This window comes from Shewanella sp. 3_MG-2023, assembly GCF_030548765.1.
Lineage (GTDB): Bacteria > Pseudomonadota > Gammaproteobacteria > Enterobacterales > Shewanellaceae > Shewanella.
In genome coordinates, this window is the sequence record NZ_JAUOSH010000032.1 from 1 (window position 1) to 26,681 (window position 26,681).

A 26,681-nucleotide genomic window follows, 5' to 3' on the forward strand; every position below is an offset into this window, starting at 1 on the left:
GCTGGTTGTGCGCTTAATACACCATTTCTTAATTTCAAATAAAAGCATTTTCCACTTGATAGATATCAAGCTTTTTTTGCTGTGTTGAATTTAGTTTATGAGTTAATTTTGGTGATTAATGATGAAATATTCAGTCCTTTGGCAAGAATCATCCCATTAGTAAATGATTGTTGGTGTTAGCAACTCAAAATGAAAGGCGTTATGTTATAACTTCAAAATAATGGGTGGCTATGTATTTGTTATGTATTTGTTTTGTGTTAGCAACTCAAAATGAAAAGCGTTATGTTAAAACTTAAAAATAATGGGTGGCTATATATTTCGTAAATGAATGTTGGTGTTGGCAACTCAAAATGAAAGGCGTTATGTTATAACTTCAAAATAATGGGTGGCATGCTTTATTCTTGCAAAATTAGTTGTGACTCCATTTATGCTGGCCCCACTTGTTTGTAATTAAATACCCTTCGCCGCACATTGTAATTTTTTTGTTAAATGGCTAGTATTGCCACCTGATAATTTGTCATCATGACGAATGGATGAACTTGAAGTAAAAGGATTTTATTATGTTAATCAGAACTGTCTGTATTTTTGTCACATTTTTACTTGTGGCATGCGGAGGGGGTGGGGACTCTGAGAGTTCTCCTGCGACTCCAACCATTCCGACTATTACTAACCATATACAAGGCAGATGGTTACTAAAAATTCCAGATACTGAATGTATTGAAACATTTATTTTCAATGATGACCTTTCGTCGAAAATAATATCTAGTCAACAAGTCACAACCGCTATTTATCAATTTCAATCTCAAGTTAACTCTGGGACAAAACACCCTTTAACAATTAATTTTACCCATTCAAACTTATTGCCAGATTGCGAGGGCAATACCCAAGATCTTGCAGGAAATAGCCTTTCCGTCTTTGTAGACTTTAATGATGAGTTCGAAATGGAGTGGTATGAAGATGCTGAACATAGTGCTCCGTTAGTTACATTTATTAAAGAGCCTGAAATTACACTTTCTCAGCTTCCTGAAATAGTAAGCTATGGTGAAGTTATGAGGGTTAAAGTCGAAACGACTCCCGATTTAGGTGTACTACCCGAGCTGCTTTACGGCCCCAATGGCATGACAATTTCTGCTGACGGCACTCTCAACTGGGAGGCTCATTCAATTGCCTTTTCAGCAGAACAAGAAATCAAGTTTTCACTTACAATTCCTAATTACGGAGTGACTAAGCAATTCTCAATAAAACAAAAGTCTGACGCCGCATTAAATGTCTACTCAGAATTATCAACTTCTGGCAAAGAAAGGGATATTTCAATAGCTAATTTTTTGTCTTTAAATAAAAAACAAATCTTGATACTTAAGAATAATAAACAAATTGCACTATTGGACAAAAATGGTGAAGAGTATACACAACAGTGGTCTTATCCTTATCATCTAGATGCCTTAAAGCTCAGTCACTATGATTTTGAAGGTGATCGGCTTAATCATATAGTGGTAATGAATAGTGACCAAATTTTATCTATCGACCCAAATACAAACAAAAAAAGTGTCATTGTCGAAATAGAAAAATTTGAAGAGTCTCATATCCTAAGAGACAAGAAATTTGTCGACTTTTCAATTGCAGATTTAAATGATGATGGTCATGCCGAAATAGTTTTAATCATAGCTTGCAAAGATTGTGGCAACACACCTAATCACGACTTATGGGTGTGGGATACAGGATCAAACTCGATAAGCTCACTTTATGATCTGAATTCTCAGCCATCCGAGGTACAAATCGGTAGTATTATCGACAAGAATTTAAAGCATATTTTGTTAGATGATGGCTTAGTATTTGATAATGAACTCAAAAAATTAAATTGGTTACATGCTGACTCTGAAAATACATTATTCACTTTAGCTGATATTGATGGCAATGAAATAGAAGAAATTATTTCATACAACAAGCAAGAGCAATCCATTGAAATGCTAAAATATGGAGAAAGCTCACCTATTACTCATTTAGCCATAGAAGAAGATATCTGCAGTCTGCATGTAACACCTCTAAAAAGCATTGTTACTGGACCATGTTCAAGTTACGGCGGGAATATGAACTCCTATTCAAGTGAGAAATTAGAGCTTCAATGGAGTGAGTTATCGAACCACACAAACAATATTATTTCAGCAGTTACTGAAAACTCAGGTGAAGTTGAGCTCTTGAGATCAGGTAATAGTTCAATTAGCTCATTTAAATTAACTCCATACCCAGAAGTTGTATGGGGCTTAAATTATTCTACTGCTAGTACAAACTACCATACCGCAGGGAATATCGTAGAAGGTGGAAGCTTTAAAGCACTGTTTTATTCTCCTCAACACAATTGGAACCTATACAGTGTTTCTGAAAATGGTCAAAAAGAAAAAAATAACCTTTACAAGTTAGAGAACGGAATAAATGGTTCCATCCATGCAATTGACATTTTTGATGCCAATTTAGACGGTGTTAATGAAGTGATAATTAATACTAAATATGAAGAAGGTTTTACTCTGTTTGCACAAGAGCTAGCATCCGAAGTTTTACTCTGGGAGAAGTCGTTTAGCCAAAACTCTGAAAGATATGTAAGCTCAGTAGAAATGGAACATGCTGATATTAACAACGATGGTTATAATGATTTAATTGTTGTTAACAGTGAACAACTCTATGTAGAAGACTTAGTAAATCAAACTGTACTCTGGGATTATAAACCTACAGAAGTGTCCACCATTTTAGATGCTGACTTTTCTAGAAATAAAGAAGGAACCTTGATTGCAGTTGTGGCAATAGAAAAACGTGATTCGAACTACCACCTCTTCAATTCAACAGAACAATTCAAGTTTATAGATGGAGCATTCGTACCGGCAAGTACAGCATCACTTTTATGTAGTAAAATAGTGCTGATTAATCAAGCGACTAATATAGCTTGTTTATCTTCCCATGGCTCACCATATGGTAATAGTACCGAACTGTTAATACTTGATAACTCGCTAACTCAAATCAATTCCTTTTTCATAGATGGTGAGGTGACTAATATCTTACAACCTCAGGATTCAGATAATTTACTAATAAGTAGTTGTGATAGCGGAGAAACAGGTTTAAGTAATAACCCCAATTGTACGTTATCAATGCGCTCTGTTAATTCAGGAGATATCATTTGGCAAACACCAAGGTTGTTAGGTGCAATAACAACAAATTCAATTGAATACATGCCTTCTAAAGATGGCTCAAAACCGCGCCTTAGCTTCGCGACAAAAAATGCTATGTATATGGTTGAGCTATAGTCTCTATAATTTACAAACCCGAAAGCTCACTCATCTTTTAAGTAAAGCGAACCATCAAGGCTCGCTAACTTGTCTGATGAACAACTGGGAAAGTAATTTTTGTTTTCAGCCCCTAAACCACCTACTTCAGTAGGTGGTTATAATCTAAGTTAACTTTCCCCTTCATTTTCACAATTCTAAATTCATATCGATATTTGTTTTACTGATAGAATCAATAATAACATTGCCGCCCACTCCAAGAGTCAATACTAGGGTTAGGTTTCCATTTTTATAAATAACATGGCCCCAATTGTTCCTGGATCAGCTTATAGATCCAGGTTATTTTTGTGGTGACCCTGAGCGGGAGTTGTTAAGTGGTTACTGTATATAAAACTAAATGCAATGGTTATTTACAAGCAAAAATAACTAAGACACCCATAATTAATTTTCAATTATCAGCTTTGGGACATAGGCAAGTTACCATCGTTGTATTGGTTAGGTTATGGGAAACACATAGCTTCAATGTAACTTATTGCCTGCCGCAGGCCAATGTGCAGATACAACTGCGAGATGCTGCATTCTTTATATAAGTCAAAAGGTCCTTGTAAGCTCTGCCAAAACGTCCCTGTTTTGGAAGCTCGCTGCTGCATCTACACCGGAATTTTCATATCTTCGATTTAACTTTATATATTGCGTTTAGTAACAGCGAAAAAAGTTGAATATCTATTTGTCTCTGGCTCAACTTTAATTGAGGCATCGAGAAAAGGCCGTGAGCTTGGCATGGATGCCAAGCTAGCTTTCGTTGGGCCAGGGAAGGCCCATCGGAAGCGTTAGGTTTTTTCGACAATGACCGAAGCCATCTACAAACGAAGTCAAAAGCTGGATTAATCCCCATCGAAAATCATGCGTTTTTCAGCATTTTTCGTCTGGGGCGCTGAGGGATTGTTAAGGGGGACAAGCGCTTTTCCCCTTGGCTCTGGTGTGGGCGAAGCACCACGACTTTGATCTAATCATTAATCTAAACGAAGTTTAGAAATAAACAGACCCATCTTAACCTTCCTAAATTAGCGCTTAAGCAACCGTTGATGAAACACCATTTGTGTCACCGATAAATGTTGGTATTGAAGCGTAATAAAATGTTCACTAAAAGCCTGAAAGTTATCAGCCAATCCCCAGTAGATTTACTTCTTTATTTAATAAGCGTTAGTCCACATTTTGGCATTAATGTCAAAATGCTACCGTTGTCACTTTAAATACAATTATGGAACCGAGATTTAACTTATTGGTTACAGCTTGGTTGTTTTTTCCAAACCCTATTGCAATCCTCGTTTTGGAATTCATTCCAGTTCTATGATCACATCATTGATTACACATAGTTTCTCTGTGAGGCACCTTCTTTAAAGCTTAATTATTAGAGAAGGTTTTTTTAACAATAAAAATAATGGTGATGTGATGAAAAAACGTTTATTTCGAAACAATAAAAACTCGGCAAATAGTCAATTTAATCATACCAAAATAGGATTGAATTTAATTGGCGTATTGATTGGGAGTGCGCTTTCTGTGACTGGTGCAAACGCGGCAGTTATTGAAAATACCGATGTACAATTTGGTGGTTATATTAAAGTCGACACCATGTTCAGTGATTATAGCCATGGTGCACCAGATTCAGGGTCTATTTCTAGGCAGTTTTATGTACCTGGGACAATATATGGCGTAGAGGGTAACGGAAATCAGGTGGTCGATTTTCAGGCGAGAGAAACACGATTTAACTTTAAAACGATTACTGATATTGATGACCATAAGTTAACCGGCTTTATCGAACTGGATTTTATGACTCATGCTGACGGTAACGAACGAGTGTCCAACAGTTATTCGCCACGTATTCGTCATGCATTTGTGAGTTTTGATAATTGGACTGTTGGTCAATCATGGACCACTTTTCAAAATCCAGCCGCTTTACCTGAGAACCTCGATTTTGTTGGCGCTGCAGAAGGCACCCCATTTGTACGCCAAACTCAAATACGCTATACCAATGGCGGCTTTCAATTATCTGTAGAAAACCCTGAAACCACCTTAAATGGTTACCAAAGCCCTAGCCGAATTCTGAGCGGTAGTGGCATGGTACCTGATGTTGTTGCACGCTATAACTTCAAAACAGAGGCTGGTGCTAAATTGTCTGTTGCTGGTATTGCAAGGCAACTCAATATTGAAACTCGCATTAGCGATACTCAATTTGATGCAACGGCTTTGGGTTACGGCGTTAGTTTTAGCGGTATTTTACCCGTAGGTGCAGATGATATTAAATTTACTGCGACTTATGGTAAAGGTCTTGGCCGATATATGGCGCTCAATTATGTCAATGCGGGAGTTATCGATGCCGATGGCGATATTGAGGCGATTACCTCTTATGGTGGTTTTATTGCTTATCGCCATTGGTGGAATGACCAATGGCGTACCAGTGTGACAGCGTCAGCGTTTAGCGCGGATAATGTTGTCAGCTTGATGGGCGAAAATGTTAATAAAGACTCATATTCTGGCTATGTGAATTTACTTTATTCACCAGTGAAACCATTAACTGTGGGTGTTGAATATATGTACGCTAAAAACAGTAAAGAAAACGGTATTGAAGGCGAACTTAATCGGGTGATGTTTTCTGCTAAATACGTGCTTTAGTTTACTTATAATTAGTGAGAATAGAGATATAGCGAGAACAGAGACATAGCATGAGCCTGACAGCAGTCAGGCTCGATTTTAAGTACGTTTACAGGCCGATAGTAAGTGCTAGCCTTGTTATATACTATGTTAAAAATAATCAAATGGCCTTTGATTACCACATTAATTCATTAAATTCCTTTTCAGCTTACTAAAATAGCGTTTAAACAACCTTTGGTGCAAAACAACTTGTTTAGCGCTCAAAGGTTGATATTGCAAGGCTATAAAGTGTTCAGTCATTTTGTCAAAATTAGCCACCAGTTGTGGTTGCTGCTCACTAAATGCTTGATGAATAAACTGGGCATAAGCTTGTGGTGGCATCGCATCACGTTGAAATCCTTTATTCGCAAGCTTTGCGCAAATAAGGTTATAGCGTTTGATGCAAGGATCTTGTTTGGGCTGCAGTTTAAACACGCCAGCAAAATAGGCAATGATAAGGGCAATGATGATAAAGCAGATGATCATCATAATAGCCACTTTACTGCTGCTGACATTGCCAAGGAGTTTGGCTAATACTTGTTGCTGGCGTTGCTCATCAAAACCCAGTACCCACACACTCCAGTAAAAATCGATGCTCGCCAGTTGCAGGCGAATATTGTTTAACCACGGAATATTTTTGACCTGTAAACTGGTAAATAGGCTGTCTTGTAAGTAACTGTCTTGGCCTGTAAACGTGGCATCAAAGCCGTCTAATACTCGCTCTGGGGCAATCATGGCGGTGGGGTCAAACCTTACCCAGCCTTGGCCTTCAAGCCAAACTTCAGTCCATGCATGGGCCATGTATTGATAGATGCTGTAATAACCGGCTTTGGGGTTATATTCGCCGCCTTGGTAACCGGTGACCATTCTGGCAGGTATGCCACTTGAACGGGCGAGAAATACTAGCGCTGAAGCGTAGTGGGAGCAAAAGCCTGCTTGGTTAGTAAATAAAAAGTCATCTACTTGCTGTTGGCCAAGCTTTGGCGGGCTTAAGGTGTAGTAAAAAGCCTGCTCAGCAAAGTAACCCATCATGGCATTGATGCGGGCTGCTGGCTGTGGGTAATCCTTAGCAAATTGGGCTGCCAACTGGCGAGTTTGTGGATTGCTATTATTAGGAATGGCCAAATTTATCTTGCTGATGTCTGGCGCGAGTTTGGCATCAAGAGCGCTACTTGGATAAGAGCTCACTTGGTAACTTAAGCGTTGATCAATGTTGCGCAGTGAGAATAGCCTAAAGTCGGATAACTCGACAATGTGCTCAGATTGACTAAAAGCCTGATCTAAACCAAACAACCATTTTTGATAGGTCGGCTCGGTGATCACTTGATAAATTAATGGCGCAGTAAGACCTGCAGCATTGGGCTTAGCGCGCTTAGGTTTATTGCCATAGGCGCTACGTTGTTCATTTTTACGATAAGGCGACTGACTCCAGCGTTGACCATCGTAGTTTTCCATGACCAGTGTGCGCCAGTACAGTTGCTCATTGCTAATGAGTTGCTGCTTATCGGTGTTATTGAGTTCATTTTCAAAACCGACTCTAAATGCCAAATTCGGCGAGCGGGTTAACTTACTGATATCCCCTAATGCAATTTCATCTGACAGGCCGGTAGTAGCATTTTTCATGCTGGGGGCTAACCACAATGGTGGCAGCCTTGGAAACACCACAAAAAGCAGTATGGCTAAGGGTAGGCTTTGGGCAAATAATTTCACCCCGAAGCGAAAGTTTACCTTGCGACTTGAATGCTGATAAATGCTGATCAGCACACAGGTATTAATGATGGCGACAAAGCTCAGTTGTAGAGTGTCGAGTATGGATTGGCGATCTAATAACGCAAAGCCTATTAAGAAAAAGCCCACCAAGACCACGACTTTAACATCGCGCACTTGGCGCATTTCGATGTATTTAAGGGCATAGCCTAGCAGGAGCAAATTGACTAATGCGTTAAGTAAACCAATTTCCTGTGACACTAAAGCCAAGGTGACAGCGGCGCCAATGGCTAGCCCTGTGACTAATACTTTAGGAGGCGCCGCTACCTTGCCAAGGTAAATTCCCACACGCCACACAAAGCAAATGGCGCAAATGCCGATGCTCCATAAGGTGGCATGCTGGTATAACGGTGATAGCACCAATACATTGGTAATTAATAACCAAAAGAGGGTATTACGACCAATGTTCTCATTAAATGGATCATTTAACTGATGTTTTAACGCCTCTGAGCCTTGGGTCATTTTCTGTTCCCCACTGGGTGTTTATCAGTAAATGCTGACGTTGACTCAGGTGTAACTCTTGGTTCTGTTGTAATTGCTGGCTTAGCTACTGAACCATAAAGCGCAATCATTTGCTGACATTGTTTTCTGTGTGACTCGCCACTGTCTTGTTCGATAATTTGTTGGTTTAATGCCAAGCCAAAAACTTGCTGCGATTGAGATAAGGCGTTGACTTGCCACGCCAGCTTACTGAGTTTTTGTTCAAGACTATCACCGAGGGTGTCGTCTAAACTTAGCCACACCGGTTTGCCTTCAGGTTGGGCAAATTCTTTTGTTAGCATTCCGCGCCCTTGTGCCCATTGCTTCCACGCCACTTGTTTAAGTGACTCACCTTCAACGAAGGTTTTAAGGCCTTTATAGTCATCAACCCCTGGTTGTAATTTACCGTGTTCAAATTCGGTTTGATTGTCATTATCTAAACTGGTTAACGATACATGGGTGGCCAGCGGCGCGGCATAAATAATATGCTGGATATTTAAATCCACATAGGACCAAGTGTTAAATAACCCCAGTGGGAAACTGGATGAGACGCGAATTCTACCGGGGTTAACTAGGCCTCTGGATTGCGCGGTACAGCTGACGCTGGTATCGACGCCTTCAGCGACATCGGTAATGCGGCTATGGCGCTCATTAGGTAGATTCAAGCAAATTTGCTGGTGGCTGGTTTGGCTGTTGTCTTTGTTGATTTTACTGGATAATACAATCGGAAAGGCCAAGTTTTGGTTGGCATAAGTCTCAGGCGGGGTTAATGCTGTTAAGGTTAAACCTGCAAGATTTTTATAGCTGTAAATAATGCAACTATGGAACACACTGGCCAGCAATAAACTTAAGCCGATCACCAAATTGTTTTGATAGTTGGTGCCAAATAAATACAGCACCACTATCAGCACAAACCAAGCGACGCCAAAGCCACTGGGTAAAATAAAAATACTTTTATGGCTTAAGGTAATTTGTTTGTTCGCCGGTATTCGCTTATCTAGCCACTTTGACCAGCGCTGCTTAATCGCGGCGGGGATCAAGCGTGAATACCATTTTTTTGCTGCCTTGGAATTATTCATCTGCAATTAATTTCTGCTTAGCTTATTGGGTTAACGCGTGCGAGAATTTGATCTGACAGCGCTTGCCCCTGCAGTTGGCTATTGGTTCTTATGCGGTGCTCTGCTACGCAATGAAATACGGCCTGAATATCTTCTGGTACCACATAATTACGATGATTTAATAGCGCCCAGGCTTTAGCTGCGTCTAGCAGTGCAATACTGGCCCGAGGCGATAGCCCATTGCCATCGATTTGCTGACGAGAGTATTGGGCAAGATTGATCAAATACTTAAGCACAGCATCAGAGGCACTGACTTTTTGTACTTGTTGTTGCAAGCTCATTAGCTCGGTTGGGCTTAAGCATTGTGTGAGCGGCGGGGCATCGCTGCGCTGATGTAGTCCTTTTAGCATGGCTAACTCAGCATGTTCATCTGGGTAGCCAATAGAAATGCGCATCATAAAGCGGTCAAGTTGCGATTCAGGCAGCGGGAACGTCCCTGATTGCTCAATGGGGTTTTGGGTAGCGATAACAAAAAAAGGCTGTGGCAATGTGTGTGTTTCACCATCAATGGTGATTTGTCTTTCTGCCATGGCTTCAAGTAAGGCACTTTGGGTTTTAGGGCTGGCGCGGTTGATTTCATCGGCTAATAACATTTGATTAAAAATCGGCCCTGGGTGAAATTCAAACACTTGATTTTGTTGCTGGTAAATGGATACCCCTAGAATATCAGCGGGTAACATGTCACTGGTAAATTGAATACGTTGATAGCTCATGCCCAGTGAGGTGGCTAAGGCCTGAGAAAGACTGGTTTTACCCATGCCAGGTAAATCTTCAATCAGTAAATGACCTTTAGCGAGAATGCAGGCTAGCGCCAGTTTGATTTGCTCAGGCTTACCTAATAATACCGTTTCTAATTGGCTTAACAGCGATTGTAGTTTTGTTGCTGACACTAAACACTCCGTTAGTTAACAAAAAGGGCCTAATTAAGCTATTTTGCTAACAAGTACATCGAATGGCTTACGTTAACCTGCCAAAGATAATAAAGGAAGATATTCAGTGATAAAAAATGATAGCTAAACTCTGTGATGAGTTTAACTATCGTGGTAGTGAGTTATCGGTTTCGAACACTACTCACGACAGCCTTAGTAAGTCTTAAGCGGCGTTAAAGTGGCTAAGCTATTAAGCTAAGGCTAATGGCTATTGGTTAATGACAAAGTGACCAATAAACACATTGCCGCCGTCAAATCTATCAGTAAGCAAACTTGCGTTCGGCTTCGCTGAACATAGGGGCATCGCGACCCTCTTGTTGCTGATAGATCATTCTATAGCTCAGTACGGCTTGCACATATTCCCGGGTTTCCTTAAAGGGAATGGTTTCGATAAAGCTCATGACATCCAGTTTTCCGTCAGACTCTTTTAACCAACGGGTGACCCTGTGGGGGCCGGCATTATAGGCTGCTGTGGCGAGCACGCGATTTTGATCAAACTGTTTGAGCAATTGGCCGTAATAAGCGCTACCAAGTTGAACATTATAATTTACCTTATATAGGTCATTTTTATTGTTAAATTTGAGCTTATTTTTTCGGGCGGTTTCTTTTGCTGTTGCGGGCATGAGTTGCATTAATCCGCGCGCACCCACACCCGAGGTGGCATAAGGGTAAAACGCACTTTCGCGGCGGGAGATTGCGCGTATTTCATCTATCTCAACCTGATATTTTTTACTGGCTTGTTCAAATTCGTTTTGGGCGGCGTTAGGAAAGCGCAATTGCAAACTATTCCATTGTCTGGCTTGTATGCTGGCTTCGACGCTATAATCAAACCAGCCATTTTTAAGGGCGAGTAGGCCATATTCAGCCTTCATCGCGGTATCATGGCGGCGCAGCAAATGAACCCATTCACTGCGAGCATCGCGGGTTTTATCGATGGCAATCAATTCGATAATTCTGGCAAGCCCTGGGTCATCATGAAGTTTTTTGGCAAGCAGTGGCGATGACTGTAACTTGTCATTATTTAACGCCAGCGGGGCCTTTATGGATTGGGCGGCGTAAAAACCATAAAAATTACGTGCTTGGCTAAGTTGCTTCGTTATCTTGTCTGCTTGGGTTTTATCTGTGGTTTTATTTATGCGTGCGCTCCAATACTGCCAGCGAGAGTCATCAATGACATCATCACTGAGTAAGGTTAGATAGTGTTTGATTGCTTTTGTATCTTGCGCTGCGATTGCCCAGCGCAAACGAATTTGAAATAAGTCATCAGAGTCTAAAATCGGTAAGCTTGCATCAATGTGTTCCAGTAAATCAGCTTCTTTTCTGATTAATGCTCGGCGGACAATATAACGATTAAGTTGTTGGCCTTTGATGGCATTAAAACGGTTAGCTTTATCATATTTCTTATATAATTTTACCGCTTGTTTTAAGTCTTTTCTGGCAAGTTTTCTGAGCCCAACATTAACAATATCCGCCACAATGGGCGTTTTAGAAGAAAACTTTTTGGTATTACGTAGGCTGTTGGGATCGCGATAAACTGAAATTAGTAAATCGGCCTCAGCTTTATTTTTGGTGATTTTTCTGGATAGGTATTGGGTTAAGCCATATTGGTTTTCATTAAAACTAAGTAACATTCTTGACCAAATTAATGCTTGGGTTCTTTTACCGGCCTTGGTCCATTGACTAAATAACACATCACAAGCCTTGGGGCGTGAGCGACCATAAAGCCACAGTTTTTCAGCGCCGTCATAAGCGATGTTGTTATTGCCTTGAGATAATTGAGCGCGGTAATAGTAACACTGCAAGGTGACATCATTAGGGGCGTTAGGTGAGATGGCTAAAAAGTTTTGCCACTGCTTTTTTTCGCCAGCATTTTTCAAATAGCGATAACGTAAGCCGTTATAAAGCGGAGTGGTATTAAACTGCTCGATGGCTTTATGGGCCTGAGTTCCACTCATTTTTATAATGTCGGCTACTTGCTCATGGTAATCAAGGTAGACAGTTAATGGGTAATCACCCAACTGCTTACGTAGCTTTTGGTATTGGTTGAGCTGTTGTTTATCTAGCGCTTTGCGGGCATCAAGATACAATTGTTGCTGGGGGCTTAAACTTGATTCTTCAGCATGGGCGAGATTAACGCTAGCTGACAGCCACAATAACCCTTGAAAAAATACAAAACTAACCAATATGTTGCGCATAATAATGAGAATCTCCGCCTCAGTACGACATCTTTTGCGAACCAAACTGTTTGAATCTAATTAATAAATAGTATCTATTAAGCTGCATTATCAATATTAGCAAAGTGTCTATTTTTGCTTAAGGTGTTGCCACCTCAAGCCAAAGAATAGTGCAATTAGCTATAATTGCTCATAAAAATTGCTCATAAAAACTGAATTAAAACCGCTTATGACTCTTTAGAGTCATCTAAGGCTTTATTTATTAATTGAGGATCAAGGTTTTTACTGGTTTCAACGCCCAACTTTTGCATAACATGGGCTTGCCTTATTAAATTACCTTTACCTTGGGACAGTTTATTCATTGCTTGCTGGTAGGCTTTATCGGCAGTGTCTAAAGCGCGGCCAAGTTTATCCATGTCGTCAACATAGCTGCATAATTTATCGTAAATTTTACCTGCTTGGGCTGCGATACTTTGGGCATTTTGGTTTTGGTACTCATAGCGCCAAATATTGTTAATGGTGCGCAGTGCTACTAATAAGTTGGTTGGACTGACTAACATAATATTATGATCGAGGGCGAAGTTCACTAAGCTAGGATCTGACTCCAGAGCCAGTAAAAATGCAGGTTCTATTGGAATAAACATTAATACATAGTCGAGACTTTTTAGGCCGTGTAGCTTGTGATAGTCCTTATGGCTTAGGCCTTTAATGTGTTGACGAATAGATAAAGCCAGCTCTTTTATCGCTTGTTGCTGTACTAGCTCGTCTTCACTATTAAAGAAGCGCTCGTAGGCAATTAATGACATTTTGGCATCAATCACCACATCTTTTTGTTCAGGAAGGTGAACGATGACATCAGGTTTAAAGCGCTTACCTTGATCGTCTTTTAAATCTTGCTGAGTATGGTATTCATGGCCTTCACGTAGACCACTTTCTTGTAGGACCCGCTCAAGGATGACTTCACCCCAATTACCTTGCTGCTTGTTATCGCCTTTGAGCGCCTTAGTAAGATTGACTGCATCTTGACTCATTCGCAAATTAAGTTCTTTGAGTGCATCAAGTTGATGTTTAAGGGCGCTGCGTTCAGTTTGCTCCTGGCTATAGGATTCTCTAACTTGTTGTCTAAAGCCTTCTAGCTGCTGTTTTAATGGCCCAAGCACGCCATCCATTTGGCTGACATTTTGCTTTTTAAAGTTTTCTGACTTCTCCTCGAAAATACGATTCGCCAGATTTTCAAATTGCAGTTTTAGTCTTTCTTCGGCTGATTCTAGTAAGGCGATTTTGTCATTTAAAGCGGTTTTTTCGATATTAGCCTGCGCTTGAATGCTTTGTTGAATCGCATTAGATTTAGACAGTGCTAGCTGGGTTTCCATGAATTTACGCTGGCCATCGTTTAACTGTTGTTCTAGTAATGGCACTCTTTCGGCAAAGGCTTCCATTTTAGCTAATTGACCAATCAATGACTCGAGCTTATTTTGAGTGAGCATTAGCGCATCTTGTTTGTCATCAATTTGCTCTGTAAGTGATTGCTGTTTAATTTCAAATTCAGCAGTTAATTGGCTCATTTCTTCAGCAATGCGTTGTCTGTGTTGCTCCCAGCGCTGACGGGTTAATCGCTGATTAAGTAGTGCGCCAATTAGAAGAGATAAAAAAGCGACGGCGGCTAAAACGATAATTTCGGGGATAGTTAAACTTGTAGGAAATGTCATGCAAAAAACCTGCAAAAAATGATGCTTAAGATTCTCATGCAGGGCAGTACACTGCAAGGCTCAAAAGGACTAATTAATACTTAAGCGCTTAATTATTAAACTCAAAACATCAAAATAGTAAACTTTTTGAAATTTTAACGCGTATTAGACTGTCTACTATTTATATCAAATGATAATAATTGAATGAGGTGACCTATGGTGTCAAAGAAAGGTTTTTTCAAAGGCATTGCCAACCCACCATCATGGGCATTAAAAGACAATCAAGTCACTCCAGAAACGGTGTTTCGGGATCGACGCAATATCGTTAAAGCCTTGGGGCTAGGCTCGCTCGGGGCTAGCTTGCCGGGGCAAGTGCAGGCGGGTTTGTTCGATTTATTTGGCAGCGACGATAAACCTGCGTTTGCGGTGCAAGGTATTGATTATACAAAGCCTAGCCGCTTTCAAATCAATGATAAATTAACCCCAGAAGATAAAATTACCCGTCACAATAATTTCTATGAATTTGGCACTAATAAACAAGACCCGTTTGAAAATGCGCAATCATTTCAAGTTAATCCCTGGGAGCTTAAAATTGAAGGCTTAGTGGATAAACCGTTAACCTTAGATTTGAACGACTTAACCAGTAAATTCGCCCTTGAAGAACGTATTTACCGCTTAAGATGTGTAGAGGCGTGGTCAATGGTGGTGCCTTGGGTAGGGTTTTCACTGGCTGAGTTATTGAAAATGGCAGGGGTATCTAATAAGGCAACTCATGTGGCCTTTGAGACCTTGTTTGACCCTGACCAAATGCCAGGGCAGCGAAATCGTTTAATGGGCGGCGGGATACATTACCCTTATGTAGAAGGGGTAACCATTGCTGAAGCCATGAATGAATTGCCATTTCTTGCTGTAGGCTTATATGGTAAAACCTTGCCGCCGCAAAATGGTGCGCCAGTGAGGTTAGTTTTACCTTGGAAGTATGGCTTTAAGAGTATTAAGTCCATCGTTAAAATTCGCGTTACCGATAAACAGCCACCTACCAGTTGGAATCAATTAGCACCAAGCGAATATGGTTTTTATGCCAATGTGAATCCGCAGGTTGATCATCCTCGTTGGTCGCAGGCCTCTGAGCGCAGTATTGGTGAAGGCGGTTTGTTTTCAGCCAAACGAATTCCAACACAAATGTTTAATGGTTATGGTGAGTCTGTGGCTGGTTTATATAACAATCTTGATTTGAGGAAGTATTATTAATGCGCTTAACCCCGGGTGGTTTATTGTGGTTAAAAGGGCTTTTACACCTTAGTTTTATCTTACCGGTTGTTTATTTAATTATGCTGGTATTGACCGATAATGCTGGTGGCGATCCGGTGCAATATATTATTCATTTTACCGGTATGGGCGCGATAAATGCTTTGGTGGTGACCTTAATGATCTCACCACTGGCTAAGCTGACTAAACAAGGCTTGTTATTGCAAATAAGGCGGCTAGTGGGTTTATATGTATTTGCCTATGCTTGTCTACATATTAGCGCCTTTATCAGTTTAGATTTGCTGTTTGCGTGGGGCTTTTTAGTTGAAGAAGTCATTAAACGGCCTTACATTTTAGTCGGATTTAGCGGTTTTATTATTGCATTATTACTTGCGGTGACCTCTTTTAAAGCATTCAGGCGCAATATGGGCAGGCGCTGGCAATCATTACATAATTGGATTTATGTGTTAGCGATATTGGCGCCGATTCATTTTTACTGGTCGGTCAAATCTGAGATTATTGAACCGAGTATTTATATTGCTGTGATAGCGTGCTTGTTATGGCTAAGAAGACGCCAAATTAGTCACTGGTTAATGCCGAAATCAAAATTGAGACCGAAAATTAATACGAATGCTAAAAGCCAAACCTGAATATTTAAGGTTTTTGAGTAGTTGAATTTTGAACGCTTAAGCTTAAAGGCTATAAGCTTGAAGATTTAGCTGATGACATAAAAATACCGGCAAAGTGTCGGTATTTTTATGGCTAGCATTTATTGAAAATCATTTATCTAAATAAGCTTTGTTTGCTTCTAGCTTGTTTTACTAAGCCATTGACCGAGTAACTGGCAAATAGACTAAATAACATTACCCCAGTCATAATCGCAGCAAGGCGCAGCCAAGGTTGCTCCATGGCTATTCGTAGATCAATATATTGAACAGTGCTTACGCCCCATACCCCGATAGTGCCTAATACCAAGCCGATTTGGATTATTCGGTTTAAAAAGTTGTTTTTAAAAGCCAAAAGTAATGGCATCACTGCACAAATTATTGCTAATGGCATTTGAGCGTAACGCAAAAAGTGTGCGCCAAGTAACATGTACGCTAAGGTGATTAATAGTACGCGCCACCGCATAGGGATTCTCCGAAAAGCTGACAATTGCTTAATGAGCTTCTTAAGCAAGGGTGTTGAAAGATGACGCAATATAACCGATTTGCTAATGCAAATTTCTAATCTCTATCACATATTCAATAGAGAATAGTTCTTTAGGTGACAAAGCTTGCTGAAAGCGCTGAAAGTGAGATTTAAGGATTAAATCTAGGCTTGGGATTATGTGGTGATATTGTCATTGTATGGCAAGCACAGATGAAGTTATTAAGGTAATTTAAGCCTCTGAGCTTAATAATGAGTATTGATTTTATGTGTTATTTAGGCAAACGAGAAACTTAAAGAAGGGGTAACGCTAAAGCAGAAGAATTGGTCGGGATAACAGGATTTGAACCTGTGATCTCTTGTCCCCCAGACAAGCGCCTTACCGGACTAGGCCATATCCCGAACGTCATTCTTTAGCTAGATTACCTAGAAGGTATTTGCGCCGCAACAATAAAATGCAAAATTGAATTTAAATGATTAATAAACAGGCATTTGCTTTGTGGCTTTTACATCTTTAGTTATCTTTTGCTTGGAAAATAGGCAATATTTTCTGACGATTAAACCGAGATTGAGTTAAATAGCATCAACCACGGTTCAATGGTTATTTATTGTAAAGCCTTCGACCTTCGCGCATGACCTGGATTAGCTCAGGAGCACTGAGTTTTCGCTTAAGACGTTTTTTGTAGTCGATATCATAAATTCGATATTTTCCATGTCTGCCTAGAACCGTAATCTCATCTTGTTGGTATATTGCAAAGGTGCTGCTATCACCGATATAGACCCAGCTCTTCTCACTGGGTTGTAATAGGTTGTATCCAGAGCTGTAATCGGTGATCGGGTTATTACAATGCAGTGCTTGCCCCATGATTGTCGGTACTACGCCATAGTGGCTAGTACGATAATTTACGGTATCAGAGGTTGTTTTAGGCCAATGCATGACAAAGGGCACTTTGACATTAGCAGGTGAAAGATCCTGATTAACTTCACGAGGATTACTACTGAAAATTTGCCCATGGGTACCGGTGACAATGACTAAGGTTTGATCATCAAGGTTAGTAAGCAGTTGTTGTATTTGCTGATCGATAAAGAATAGCGACTGCCTGTATTGGTTATATAGCACTTTTTCAGCAGGTTTTAAGCTTAGATGGGGCTTAACAGTTTCAATGCCTAAAAAGCCAATTGGGGTGTCATAGTGCTTAGTGGCAGATAAGTTTACCAATGAAAACCACGGTGAGGCTTGCTGAGCTTGCCATTGAATAAATAGCTCAGTATTTTTGATGTCGGTTTGCGCGCTGCCAATATCGCTATGGCTTAGGTGCATATCCATACCGTCAAAAATGGCATGGTTGGCTAATTCGTCGGCATTGTCTTGGGGCATAAATACCGCTTGATGATAGCCTTGTTCTGACAATACTTGGGTTAATACTGGCGCAGTATGCTCGAACGCTTTTTTATCACTATAGCTCCCTTGTAAGCCATAAAGTAAGGCAAACATACCGGTATTAAATTGGTTGCCACCACTAAAGTGTTCAGTGAATTGCTTATTTTGCAGCTGATACTGGCTGAAAAACGGCATTGTTGCCGAGTTCACCATATCAGCTCTTAAACCGTCAACCGAGACGATTAGGATATTTTGTTGTTTTTGCGCTTTGCATTGCAGCGCAGCTATTGGGTAATTCAGTTGTTTTGATTTTGTTTGATAGGTCTTATCTGGCGCAGTGGTGCCTTCAATACCATGACTTTCCATAAATGAACGTGCCGTTGCCGGATAAGACAATGGCATGGTGTCATCAAAACGGGTAATTTGAGTGACATCATTAGCATCTGCCCAAATATGGATAACATGACTACTGACAAAACAAATACCGATAAAGGCTATGACTTTATTACCTAACTGCTTTTTCTCTATTTTTTCAATTCGTTTCCACAGAAAATTCGCGGCTGTGAGCTCAATTAAAATAATGCCGATAGGAGTAGCAATATAAGAGGTGTTACCTAATAGGGCATTGAGATCTGACCAGGCTAAGTCAAAAGCGAATGGACTTAAGTGAATACCATAATCATCAAATATTACGGTGTCATAAAGTAAAATACATAAGCCGAGGGTTGCGATTAAGGCAGCATAACCCCGTAGGATTTTTGAATAAGGTAGTAATAATGTGGCAGGAAAAAGAAAAACGACGTAAACAATAAAAGCCAAAAAGCTAAAATGACCAATACTGCTAATGGCTAAGTAACCCCAACCTATGAGGGTTTCAGGGTAACCCACACTACTGAGGTATCGCGTTCCCACAATAATGGCTAACAAGCCATTAAAGAAGGCAAACCAGTGGCCCCAGTTAACAAGACGTGACACTTTGTCACGGGTCATTTGTTTTTTGCGCTCAACCATGCGGTATCGTTTTCCTAATTCGTATTAATCAAAAATAACAGGATAATTGATTAATTTAAATGCCTTTTAATGATACTTAACTGGTTTTTACAGATTGAGCCAAGGCTTTAGCGAATTGCTCTGCTACTGCTTGACGAGATTCACTGGGTACCTTGTTTTCCAATAAGTGAGAAACGCAGTTACCTAGCACCATCAAGCTTAAATCTGTAGGCGCTTGATGCTTATTCAGCACTGCTAATAGCTCAGAAATTAATGCTTCAACTTGGGTGTTGGTGTATTTAGATTGGATAGCCATATTCGAAATCGTTCAAAAAGTAATGAATTAGCACGTGATTATATCGGATTTAAAGCTGATACGCTGCAAGTTTCTGTTGCTGGGTGTTAGTGATTATGGGGTTTATAGCTGGTGTTTTCTAAAGCGGACAGAACATCAGTTTAACCCTTGGATCTCAGGAGATGCATTTGACGTAATTTGACGGTTTTATTTTTAGATTTTTGAACACGGTCTGTTATGATATCTACCGCTATTTCGCTTCCATCACAAAGATCAGTTAGGGCTTATGAGCATTAATATCGAACAAGCAATTATCCATGAAATTTCTCAAGATAGTCAGGGGCAACTAAGTTGTCGTTTAAGACCTCAGCCACTATTAAATAGCAGCGCCGTAGAAGCGATGTTAGAAGAATTACACCAAACCTATACCGGTAAAGCGGGTAAAGGTTTTGGCTTTTTTGGAACCCACGGCGAAGATGGCGAAGCAAACCCCGCTTTTTCTGATGCATTAAGTGAATACCGCAGTGGTGAATTAGGCTTTGTTGAGTTTAGCAGTGCTGCCAGTAAGCTTTTACAAGAAGAACTCGCTAAATATGATTTTAGCCAAGGCGGTTTTTTATTAATGTCTTGCTATACCAACATGACTAGCGATTATTTGTTTGTCGCCTTGCTTAATGCCAAGCCTTCAATGACGGTACTTGATGATATGGAGTTGTCGCAAAATAATCATCTTGATTTAACTAATGTCCAACTTGCCGCCAGAATTGATTTAACCGAATGGCAAGCAGACAAAGCTTCACGTAAATATATTTCATTTGTCAGAGGCCGCGCGGGCCGAAAAGTGGCAGACTTCTTCCTTGATTTTATGGGCTGTGTTGAAGGGGTAAATACGAAAGCGCAAAATAAAACCCTTATGCATGCAGTTGAAGATTTCGTAGCTAGCAGCGAATTAACCAAAGATGAACGTCAACAGTGCCGCGACAAGGTATTCGAGTATTGTTCAGAAAGAGCTGATGAAGGCGCTGATATTGAAGTCAAAGATTTAGCGGATGAACTTGCCGACTCTGGTATGGATTCGTTTTATGACTTTGCCTGCGGTGGATCTTATGAACTTGATGAAGAGTTTCCAGCAGATAAGGCCAGTTTACGTACCTTGAAGAAGTTTTCAGGTACCGGTGGCGGGGTAACATTAAGTTTTGATGGCGGCCATTTAGGTGAGCGAGTTATCTATGATCCTATTTCGGACACGATTTTGATTAAAGGCGTGCCTGCAAATTTAAAAGATCAATTAGACCGTCGCCTAAAAGGTGAATAAAGCAACGATTTACAATTAAAGTGTCCAAATGGGCACTTTTTTTTGCACTTAATTTAAAGATTTAACGATTTCAGCACATTATTTAGGGGATTTGGCTATTTTTACATTTTTATCATGGCAATGTGTGTTCTTTTTAGTACACTAGCCAGCAAACTTAACCTATTGTCAGTGGACGAGAAATCGACCACATTGGGGGATACATGATTACTGCCTATGTTTATGAAAATCGCAAGTTAACTGTTCACGAATTAAATGTTCGAGACAGTATTCCCGATCGAACATTGTGGTTAGATATGTTTAAACCCAATGATGATGAAAGGGAATGGCTAAGTCGGTTTTCGGTAGAAGAAGTACCCGAAGAAGAAGACATCAATGAGATTGAAGCATCAGCTCGTTTTTTCCAAAGTAAAGATGGCTTACACATCAATTCATTATTCCCCCAACGTGTAGGATCAGACGTTAGAGGCATTAACGTTTCTTTCAATTTACGTAAGGATTTTTTGCTGACGATACGTGAAGAGGATATCGGTTTAATTCGCTTGCTGCGTAACTACTTACGCTTAGGTCGCTTAGATGTCAGCTCTCCTCAGGGGTTAATGCTGGAACTTTTCACCCTTAAAGTCGATTACCTGTCTGATTTAATTGAAGATGTATATTCAGTGCTTGAAAGTGTCGGCGAGCAAGTGTTCGAAGACCAAGAATTAGATGATGTGTTTAAACTCATTACCTTACAAGAAGATTCAAATGGTAAAATTCGCTTAAGTTTGCTCGATACTCAGCGGTCTTTACGTTATATCCAACGTTATTATCGCGAACATTTATCTGAAGAAAATATTAAAGATTTGCGTGAAATGCTATCTGATATTGAGTCATTGATGCCCCACAGCCAATTTATTTTTGATAAGTTAAACTTTTTGCTGGATGCGGCGATGGGCTTTAGTGGTATACAACAGACTAAAATTATTAAGATATTTTCGGTTGCAGCAGTAGTGTTTTTACCGCCAACGGTTATTGCCAGTAGTTATGGAATGAACTTTACCAATATGCCTGAACTAGATTGGCGTTTTGGTTATCCCATGGCCATAGGAATGATGCTCGCGAGCGCCGCAGGTACGTATTTCTTCTTTAAACGTAAAGGCTGGCTATAGCGCTTTTATAAAGCTGATGACTTTAAAGCCATTAACGCAACCGTTAATGGCTTTTTTTGTTGGGTCGATGCTGATGTTAAAACGCAAACTTAGCTATTCGATTATGCATTGCCAATGGCATAACTTATGTTTTCTCTTGGGCTTAGGTACTTGAAGATTTTTTCGGGTAATGCAGAAGCTGGCAAACAGCGCACAATGCTGATGTCTTCTTTTTCTAAATCAATAATTGGTGCTTGCTCTTTTGGTACGATAGGGTCGTAGAGCATAATTTGCGGAAATAATATCTTGTTTAAATTTACTGACATTACCATGCCAAATTGACCACTTGAAAGCTCGATGAGGCTGCCCGGTGGATAAACACCGATAGTTTTGATGAGCTTACCAACGTACTCAGGGTTAAGTTTACTTTTATAATTTTTGTAAAGTAGCCCCAAAGAAGCATAAGGGGTTTTAGGTTTTGATAACTTAGTACCGTTACACAAGTTATCGTACTCATTAATAACACTTATTAGTTGCGAGTATTTGTCTAACTGATCGCCTTTTAGGCCTTTGGGGTAGCCAGAGCCGTCAAGGTACTCATGATGATTAGTAATCATGGGTTTAGCCTGTTCTGGAAAGCTGTCAGCTAATTTTAAAAAGTTGAGGCTCATCAAAGAATGCTGTTTTAATAAGTTCTTTTCCGGCGTCGTTAGCGGCAATTGTTTGCTCAAAATATTACTGGGGATTTTTAGTTTCCCCAGATCATGAAATAACGCACCAAGGCCTATAAGTTCAATTTCATCACGAGGCCAGTTTAAGTTTTTAGCCAGCATCATACACATTGTCGACACATTGAGTGAATGATGGAAAATGACATCATTGGGCTTTGCATCAGTCATTAAATGCAGCACCAAATCATCAGAACTCAATAGCATATTGGTCATGTCTGTGATCATTTCTTTTGCATCACTGACCGAATTTAAAGGGCGACTGCCAAGCTTTGATACGCTTGAGCGCATCATGGCGATAGAACGCTCAAATTGCTGTTCGGTTTTTTTCAAATTGCGGCGTAACTTTTTTTGGGCATCGATTTGAATCTGTTTGTAAGATTCCATTTTAGCTTTAATCTGTTTTAGCTCCTCAGGATCAACCACTGTACTAGCGTTTTTATTCGCTGAGGGTTTTAAGTCAATTAACCCTAAATCACTGCGCTCGGCGTCATAATAAATATCGTTAATATTGAGGCTTTTAAGTAATTCAATTTGTGACTGGGATTTTAGTTTGAAATTACTAAATAAAAATGGGTGATCTTTCCATGAAATAGGTAGTCGAATGAAATGACCTACCTGAAGCTGATTAATTGAAATTTTTATGTTTTTGTTCATAGATTAAAAGAGTATCACCTGATTTATTGTTTTATTTATAGCGGTTATGTGGATGCACTTTGCAGTGCAAAACATTCCGTGGCAGCATAATATCATTACAATATTAAAAAGTGCCTATAGATTATGGATTTTATTGACGTTATACCCAATGCTATTAGTGATGATTTGTGCGACAGGTTACGAAATGCTTTTGATAATCACTCTGGAGTGACTGAAGGAAAGACAGGACAGGGTGTCGATAGGGATAAAAAACGCAGTTTAGATTTAACCTTAGACTTGCACAATAACTTAACCCAGCTTAAAAATGAGTTATTACAGTTAACATTAACCCATGCGGCAAACTACTTCAGCCAGTACCCTATGGCACTCATGGGCGCGGTATCTGTCACCATCGCCAATGATAAAGGTGAAGCTGTTACGCTAAATCCTGATAATTTTTCTGACCTAGGGGCGAATAAAGCCAAAGCGATAACGCAATATTTATACCGCAGTGGTACGGTTAATGTGCAAAAATATCAGCAAAGTTTAGGTGGTTACCCTCATTGGCATTCAGAACACTTTCCGCAGTCTGGTTCCCATGAAGCCTTGCATAGAGTATTACTTTATATGTATTACCTTAATGATGTTGAGCAAGGCGGTGAAACTGAGTTTTATTATCAAAATAAAGCCATTAAGCCTACAAAAGGTACTATGGTGATTGCCCCCGCAGGCTTTACCCACACCCATAGGGGCAATATCCCTATCAGTGATGATAAATATATTGCCACCTCATGGATAATGTTCAATCGCGCTGAGCAACTTTATACCGCGCAAGCGAAGTGATGCTCATTGATTGGGGATCTTAATAGTGAATTTTGCCCCTTGTAACTGACTTTCTGTAATTGATAAGGTGCCGTGATAACTGCTGACAATTTCATGACACACAGCAAGTCCAATGCCTTGACCGGGGGATTGGGTGTCAGCGCGCACACCACGCTGAATGATGCGCGTTTTGAGTGCATCTTCAACGCCAGGGCCATCATCTTCTACGATTAACACAGTGCAGCCATCGTCATCAATAAAGGCTGTAACCTTGACCTGACTGATACACAATCTAAAGGCATTTTCCATTAAATTACCGCACAGTTCCATCAAATCACCTTTATTGACTGGAAAGCTAATATCAGAATTAATATCACTACTAAACTGCACTGACTTTTCATGATAAATCTTGAATAACATTTGTGATAACTGCTCAACCATGGGTAACACGGGCGTTTGCTCCTGTATTAGTCCTTGTCGGCCCACTAAGGCTCTTTTGAGTTGATATTTTACGAGTTGATCCATTTGTCCTACTTGCTGCATGATTTTTTCGCTCGCATCAGCCTTACTTAACTGCTGGTCGTCAGTAATGGCGTGAACCGCAGCTAAGCGGGTTTTTAGACTGTGGGCTAAATCATTCATGGCATTTTGATAGCGAGTTTGCTGTTCGCTAGATTGGACTAATAATTGATTTAACGCTTGAGTAACGCCTTTTAATTCTTGTGGGTAATCACTTGATAGTGTTTGTTTTTTTCCCTTAGTGATTGCTTGTAGTTCTTGTTTAAGGGTTATCATTGGGTGCATGCCCCAATAGGCTGCACTGATCAGTAGTATGAAGGCTAAACCTAGTACAACGGCCAGTCGCAGATAAGTTAACCGTTTAAAGCGTTTGAAGTCTCTTTCAACGGTTTTTGCATCTTTGAGCACTATCATGTTGTATTGCTGTTGATTCAATTCAACCGGTAATTGATAGGCAAAATAAGACTTATTATTTGCCGTGGTCAGATAATAGGGCGGGGATGTATCGGCAATGGTTTTAAATCGGCTACAAATGTCATTGATGCCGTTTTCTTTTGCCAGTGTAGAGGTCCAAATTTGGCGATAATTATCCCCACAACTGGCCATAATATAGCGTTTCTGCCTATTATTTTCTTGCAGCCAATTGTTATTTTTCGGAATTAAGTCGTGCTCTCTTAATTCGGCTGCAATTTGAGGCATTTCAGCGATTAGTTGCGAAGTTTCGACATTGTAGCTATTTTGGGCGTGTAAAATGGTCAATGACCAAGCTAGGGCAAAACCAACAAGTGCAATAATCGCTAAGGATGTGATTAACATCCTCGTGAGCAGACGCTTTTTGGGTTTAAATCTTAGCTGCATGGTAAGTTAAATTTATATCCTTGACCGCGTATTGTTGCGATGGGGTTTTCAATAGCGCCTTTAGTCAATTTTTTTCTGATACGGCTTACCATTACCTCGATAGTATTAGGGTCACCTTCTTTATCACCATAAATCACATCAAGTAAGCGTTGCTTGGCAACGACTTCATGGCAATGACGCATTAAATATTCCAAAATTAAATATTCAAAGGCGGTGACTTCCATTGGCTCATCATTTAATGAGACTTGTTTAGCGGCTAAATCAAGCTGCAGAGCACCTGAGCTGATGGTCGATTTAACAAAGCCTGCACTACGGCGCACAAGAGCGTCGAGGCGAGCGACTAACTCTTCTTTTTGAAATGGTTTTACCAGGTAGTCATCTGCACCGGCATTAAGGCCTTCTACTTTATCTTGCCAGTTAACTCTCGCGGTTAAGATGAGAATAGGAGCTTTGACGCCTGCATTTCGAATTTCAGAAATCAATGTCATGCCATCTTTATCGGGCAGGCCAAGGTCAACGATGGCAATATCAATAGGGTAGTTAGTTGCTTGATAAAAGCCTTCTTTAGCCGTCAAAGCCACTTGGACTTGATTGCCTAATTCAGATAACTGCACATTTAGATGGTGCGATAAAATCGGATCGTCTTCGATTACCAAAATTCTCATAGGAAATACTCTTACATTGTTAATCGTTAGATATTATCAGCCTAATACTTAACTGTAGCTGACACAGAGGCATTTTATTTTGAATTGTTAACCTCTAGTTCAACAGGTGCGTGGATATTAATGACATTGCAATGGTAATAGCGACGCCAAGGAAAATAATACCGGTAATGATATTAATTATATTATTGCCTTTAGCCATTTTGTGTTGAATGTTGGGGTTGGTTAATATGATGGCGAGAAAGCAAAACCAAATGATAGATAAGCCAAATAATAAGCTAGCTGACGCAAATTTCGTTTCTATAGTGACCTGTGGTGTCACCAGTACGGTAAAAATGGTGATAAAGAATATTAACGCTTTAGGGTTAAGCAAATTAGTATAAAGGCCAATTTGAAAGCCTTTTAAAGCAGACATAGTGCCTTGGTGAGGGAGACGGCCATTGATTTCAGTTTCATCAGATGATGCTTGAGTTTGTGTATATGCCCGATATGAGGCCGCTAAAGCGCCATAACCCATCCATGCCAAGTAACTCACCCCAATAATTTGCACCACTATGTAAGCCATTGCAGATTGCTGGATCATGATGCTTATCCCTAAAAGTGATAGCAAACTGTGCACCAATATCGCGGCACTTATTCCTACCGCGCACATGATTGCAGTGCTGCGAGTTTGTTGTGTGGCTGTTTTTACAATAATAGCGAAATCAGGCCCTGGGCTAATTAATGCTAAAGAGTGAATAACGGCAAGGGTTGAAAGCAGGGTAAAATCCATTTTAATCTCATGAGTTAAGCATCTGATTAGTTAGGTTATAACACAAATAAAAAAGGCGCC

Annotated in this window: 19 protein-coding genes and 1 tRNA gene; 7 read left to right on the top strand and 13 right to left on the bottom strand. The window is 40.2% G+C overall.

The window, feature by feature from the left end; genetic code table 11:
* Positions 1 to 560: 560 nt before the first annotated feature.
* Both Q4591_RS16250 and Q4591_RS16255 read left to right on the top strand, forming a co-directional pair.
* Positions 561 to 3,293: a hypothetical protein gene (locus tag Q4591_RS16250; protein WP_303461926.1), complete on the top strand. Its 2,733-nt coding sequence runs from the start codon at positions 561 to 563 to the stop codon at positions 3,291 to 3,293.
* Positions 3,294 to 4,724: 1,431 nt separating this feature from the next.
* Positions 4,725 to 5,945 carry a DcaP family trimeric outer membrane transporter gene (locus Q4591_RS16255; RefSeq protein ID WP_303461928.1) on the top strand — a complete coding sequence of 407 codons (1,221 nt, stop codon included), beginning with the start codon at positions 4,725 to 4,727 and terminating at the stop codon, positions 5,943 to 5,945.
* A 162-nt stretch (positions 5,946 to 6,107) separates the two neighbouring features.
* On the opposite strand, the gene Q4591_RS16260 is transcribed toward Q4591_RS16255, so the two are convergent.
* The 5 genes from Q4591_RS16260 to rmuC form a co-directional block, all read right to left on the bottom strand.
* Positions 6,108 to 8,192, bottom strand: a complete 2,085-nt coding sequence (locus Q4591_RS16260) for a DUF3488 and transglutaminase-like domain-containing protein (RefSeq protein ID WP_303461930.1) — start codon at positions 8,190 to 8,192, stop codon at positions 6,108 to 6,110.
* Positions 8,189 to 9,289, bottom strand: a complete 1,101-nt coding sequence (locus tag Q4591_RS16265; RefSeq protein ID WP_303461932.1) for a DUF58 domain-containing protein — start codon at positions 9,287 to 9,289, stop codon at positions 8,189 to 8,191. Before Q4591_RS16265 ends, Q4591_RS16260 begins: the two co-directional genes overlap by 4 nt.
* A 17-nt stretch (positions 9,290 to 9,306) precedes the next feature.
* Positions 9,307 to 10,218 (bottom strand): MoxR family ATPase, encoded by a 912-nt coding sequence (locus Q4591_RS16270; protein ID WP_102439756.1) that lies wholly within the window; start codon positions 10,216 to 10,218, stop codon positions 9,307 to 9,309.
* A gap of 299 nt (positions 10,219 to 10,517) precedes the next feature.
* On the bottom strand, positions 10,518 to 12,452 hold the full coding sequence (locus tag Q4591_RS16275; RefSeq protein WP_303461934.1) for a transglycosylase SLT domain-containing protein: 1,935 nt from the start codon (positions 12,450 to 12,452) through the stop codon (positions 10,518 to 10,520).
* Between the two features lie 206 nt (positions 12,453 to 12,658).
* A complete protein-coding gene (gene rmuC, locus Q4591_RS16280; RefSeq protein WP_102439758.1) occupies positions 12,659 to 14,140 on the bottom strand; it encodes a DNA recombination protein RmuC in 1,482 nt (493 codons plus the stop codon).
* Between the two features lie 195 nt (positions 14,141 to 14,335).
* Between rmuC and msrP the strand changes: the two genes are divergently transcribed.
* Together msrP and msrQ are read left to right on the top strand one after the other, a co-directional pair.
* A complete protein-coding gene (gene msrP / locus Q4591_RS16285; protein WP_303461936.1) occupies positions 14,336 to 15,370 on the top strand; it encodes a protein-methionine-sulfoxide reductase catalytic subunit MsrP in 1,035 nt (344 codons plus the stop codon).
* Complete coding sequence (msrQ, locus tag Q4591_RS16290) at positions 15,370 to 16,017, top strand: protein-methionine-sulfoxide reductase heme-binding subunit MsrQ (RefSeq protein ID WP_303461938.1); 648 nt, start codon at positions 15,370 to 15,372, stop codon at positions 16,015 to 16,017. Before msrP ends, msrQ begins: the two co-directional genes overlap by 1 nt.
* Positions 16,018 to 16,150: 133 nt before the next feature.
* Here the strand turns inward: msrQ and Q4591_RS16295 are convergent, their stop codons facing one another.
* The 4 genes from Q4591_RS16295 to Q4591_RS16310 form a co-directional block, all read right to left on the bottom strand.
* Positions 16,151 to 16,498, bottom strand: coding sequence for a hypothetical protein (locus Q4591_RS16295; protein WP_102439761.1), 348 nt, complete (start codon positions 16,496 to 16,498; stop codon positions 16,151 to 16,153).
* Between the two features lie 343 nt (positions 16,499 to 16,841).
* Positions 16,842 to 16,918 (bottom strand) — tRNA-Pro (locus tag Q4591_RS16300).
* Between the two features lie 199 nt (positions 16,919 to 17,117).
* Complete coding sequence (locus Q4591_RS16305) at positions 17,118 to 18,908, bottom strand: DUF3413 domain-containing protein (protein WP_303461940.1); 1,791 nt, start codon at positions 18,906 to 18,908, stop codon at positions 17,118 to 17,120.
* A gap of 76 nt (positions 18,909 to 18,984) precedes the next feature.
* Entirely contained in the window at positions 18,985 to 19,203 is a 219-nt protein-coding gene (locus Q4591_RS16310; RefSeq protein ID WP_076536859.1) for a YejL family protein, read from the bottom strand.
* A gap of 265 nt (positions 19,204 to 19,468) precedes the next feature.
* On the opposite strand from Q4591_RS16310, the gene yejK reads away from it, so the two are divergent.
* Both yejK and corA read left to right on the top strand, forming a co-directional pair.
* Entirely contained in the window at positions 19,469 to 20,497 is a 1,029-nt protein-coding gene (yejK, locus tag Q4591_RS16315; RefSeq protein WP_102439763.1) for a nucleoid-associated protein YejK, read from the top strand.
* A 200-nt stretch (positions 20,498 to 20,697) separates the two neighbouring features.
* Complete coding sequence (corA, locus tag Q4591_RS16320; protein WP_102439764.1) at positions 20,698 to 21,645, top strand: magnesium/cobalt transporter CorA; 948 nt, start codon at positions 20,698 to 20,700, stop codon at positions 21,643 to 21,645.
* A 101-nt stretch (positions 21,646 to 21,746) separates the two neighbouring features.
* Here corA and Q4591_RS16325 read toward each other — a convergent pair whose 3' ends face one another.
* Entirely contained in the window at positions 21,747 to 23,009 is a 1,263-nt protein-coding gene (locus Q4591_RS16325) for a DUF3391 domain-containing protein (protein WP_102439765.1), read from the bottom strand.
* A gap of 123 nt (positions 23,010 to 23,132) precedes the next feature.
* On the opposite strand from Q4591_RS16325, the gene Q4591_RS16330 reads away from it, so the two are divergent.
* Positions 23,133 to 23,831, top strand: coding sequence for a 2OG-Fe(II) oxygenase (locus tag Q4591_RS16330; RefSeq protein WP_102519954.1), 699 nt, complete (start codon positions 23,133 to 23,135; stop codon positions 23,829 to 23,831).
* 3 nt (positions 23,832 to 23,834) lie between these two features.
* On the opposite strand, the gene Q4591_RS16335 is transcribed toward Q4591_RS16330, so the two are convergent.
* The 3 genes from Q4591_RS16335 to Q4591_RS16345 all read right to left on the bottom strand — a co-directional run bounded on the left by Q4591_RS16335 (position 23,835) and on the right by Q4591_RS16345 (position 26,621).
* Positions 23,835 to 25,187, bottom strand: a complete 1,353-nt coding sequence (locus tag Q4591_RS16335) for an ATP-binding protein (RefSeq protein ID WP_303461942.1) — start codon at positions 25,185 to 25,187, stop codon at positions 23,835 to 23,837.
* Complete coding sequence (locus Q4591_RS16340; RefSeq protein WP_102439768.1) at positions 25,178 to 25,852, bottom strand: response regulator; 675 nt, start codon at positions 25,850 to 25,852, stop codon at positions 25,178 to 25,180. Before Q4591_RS16340 ends, Q4591_RS16335 begins: the two co-directional genes overlap by 10 nt.
* 94 nt (positions 25,853 to 25,946) lie before the next feature.
* On the bottom strand, positions 25,947 to 26,621 hold the full coding sequence (locus Q4591_RS16345; protein WP_102439769.1) for a LysE family transporter: 675 nt from the start codon (positions 26,619 to 26,621) through the stop codon (positions 25,947 to 25,949).
* Between the last annotated feature and the right edge of the window lie 60 nt (positions 26,622 to 26,681).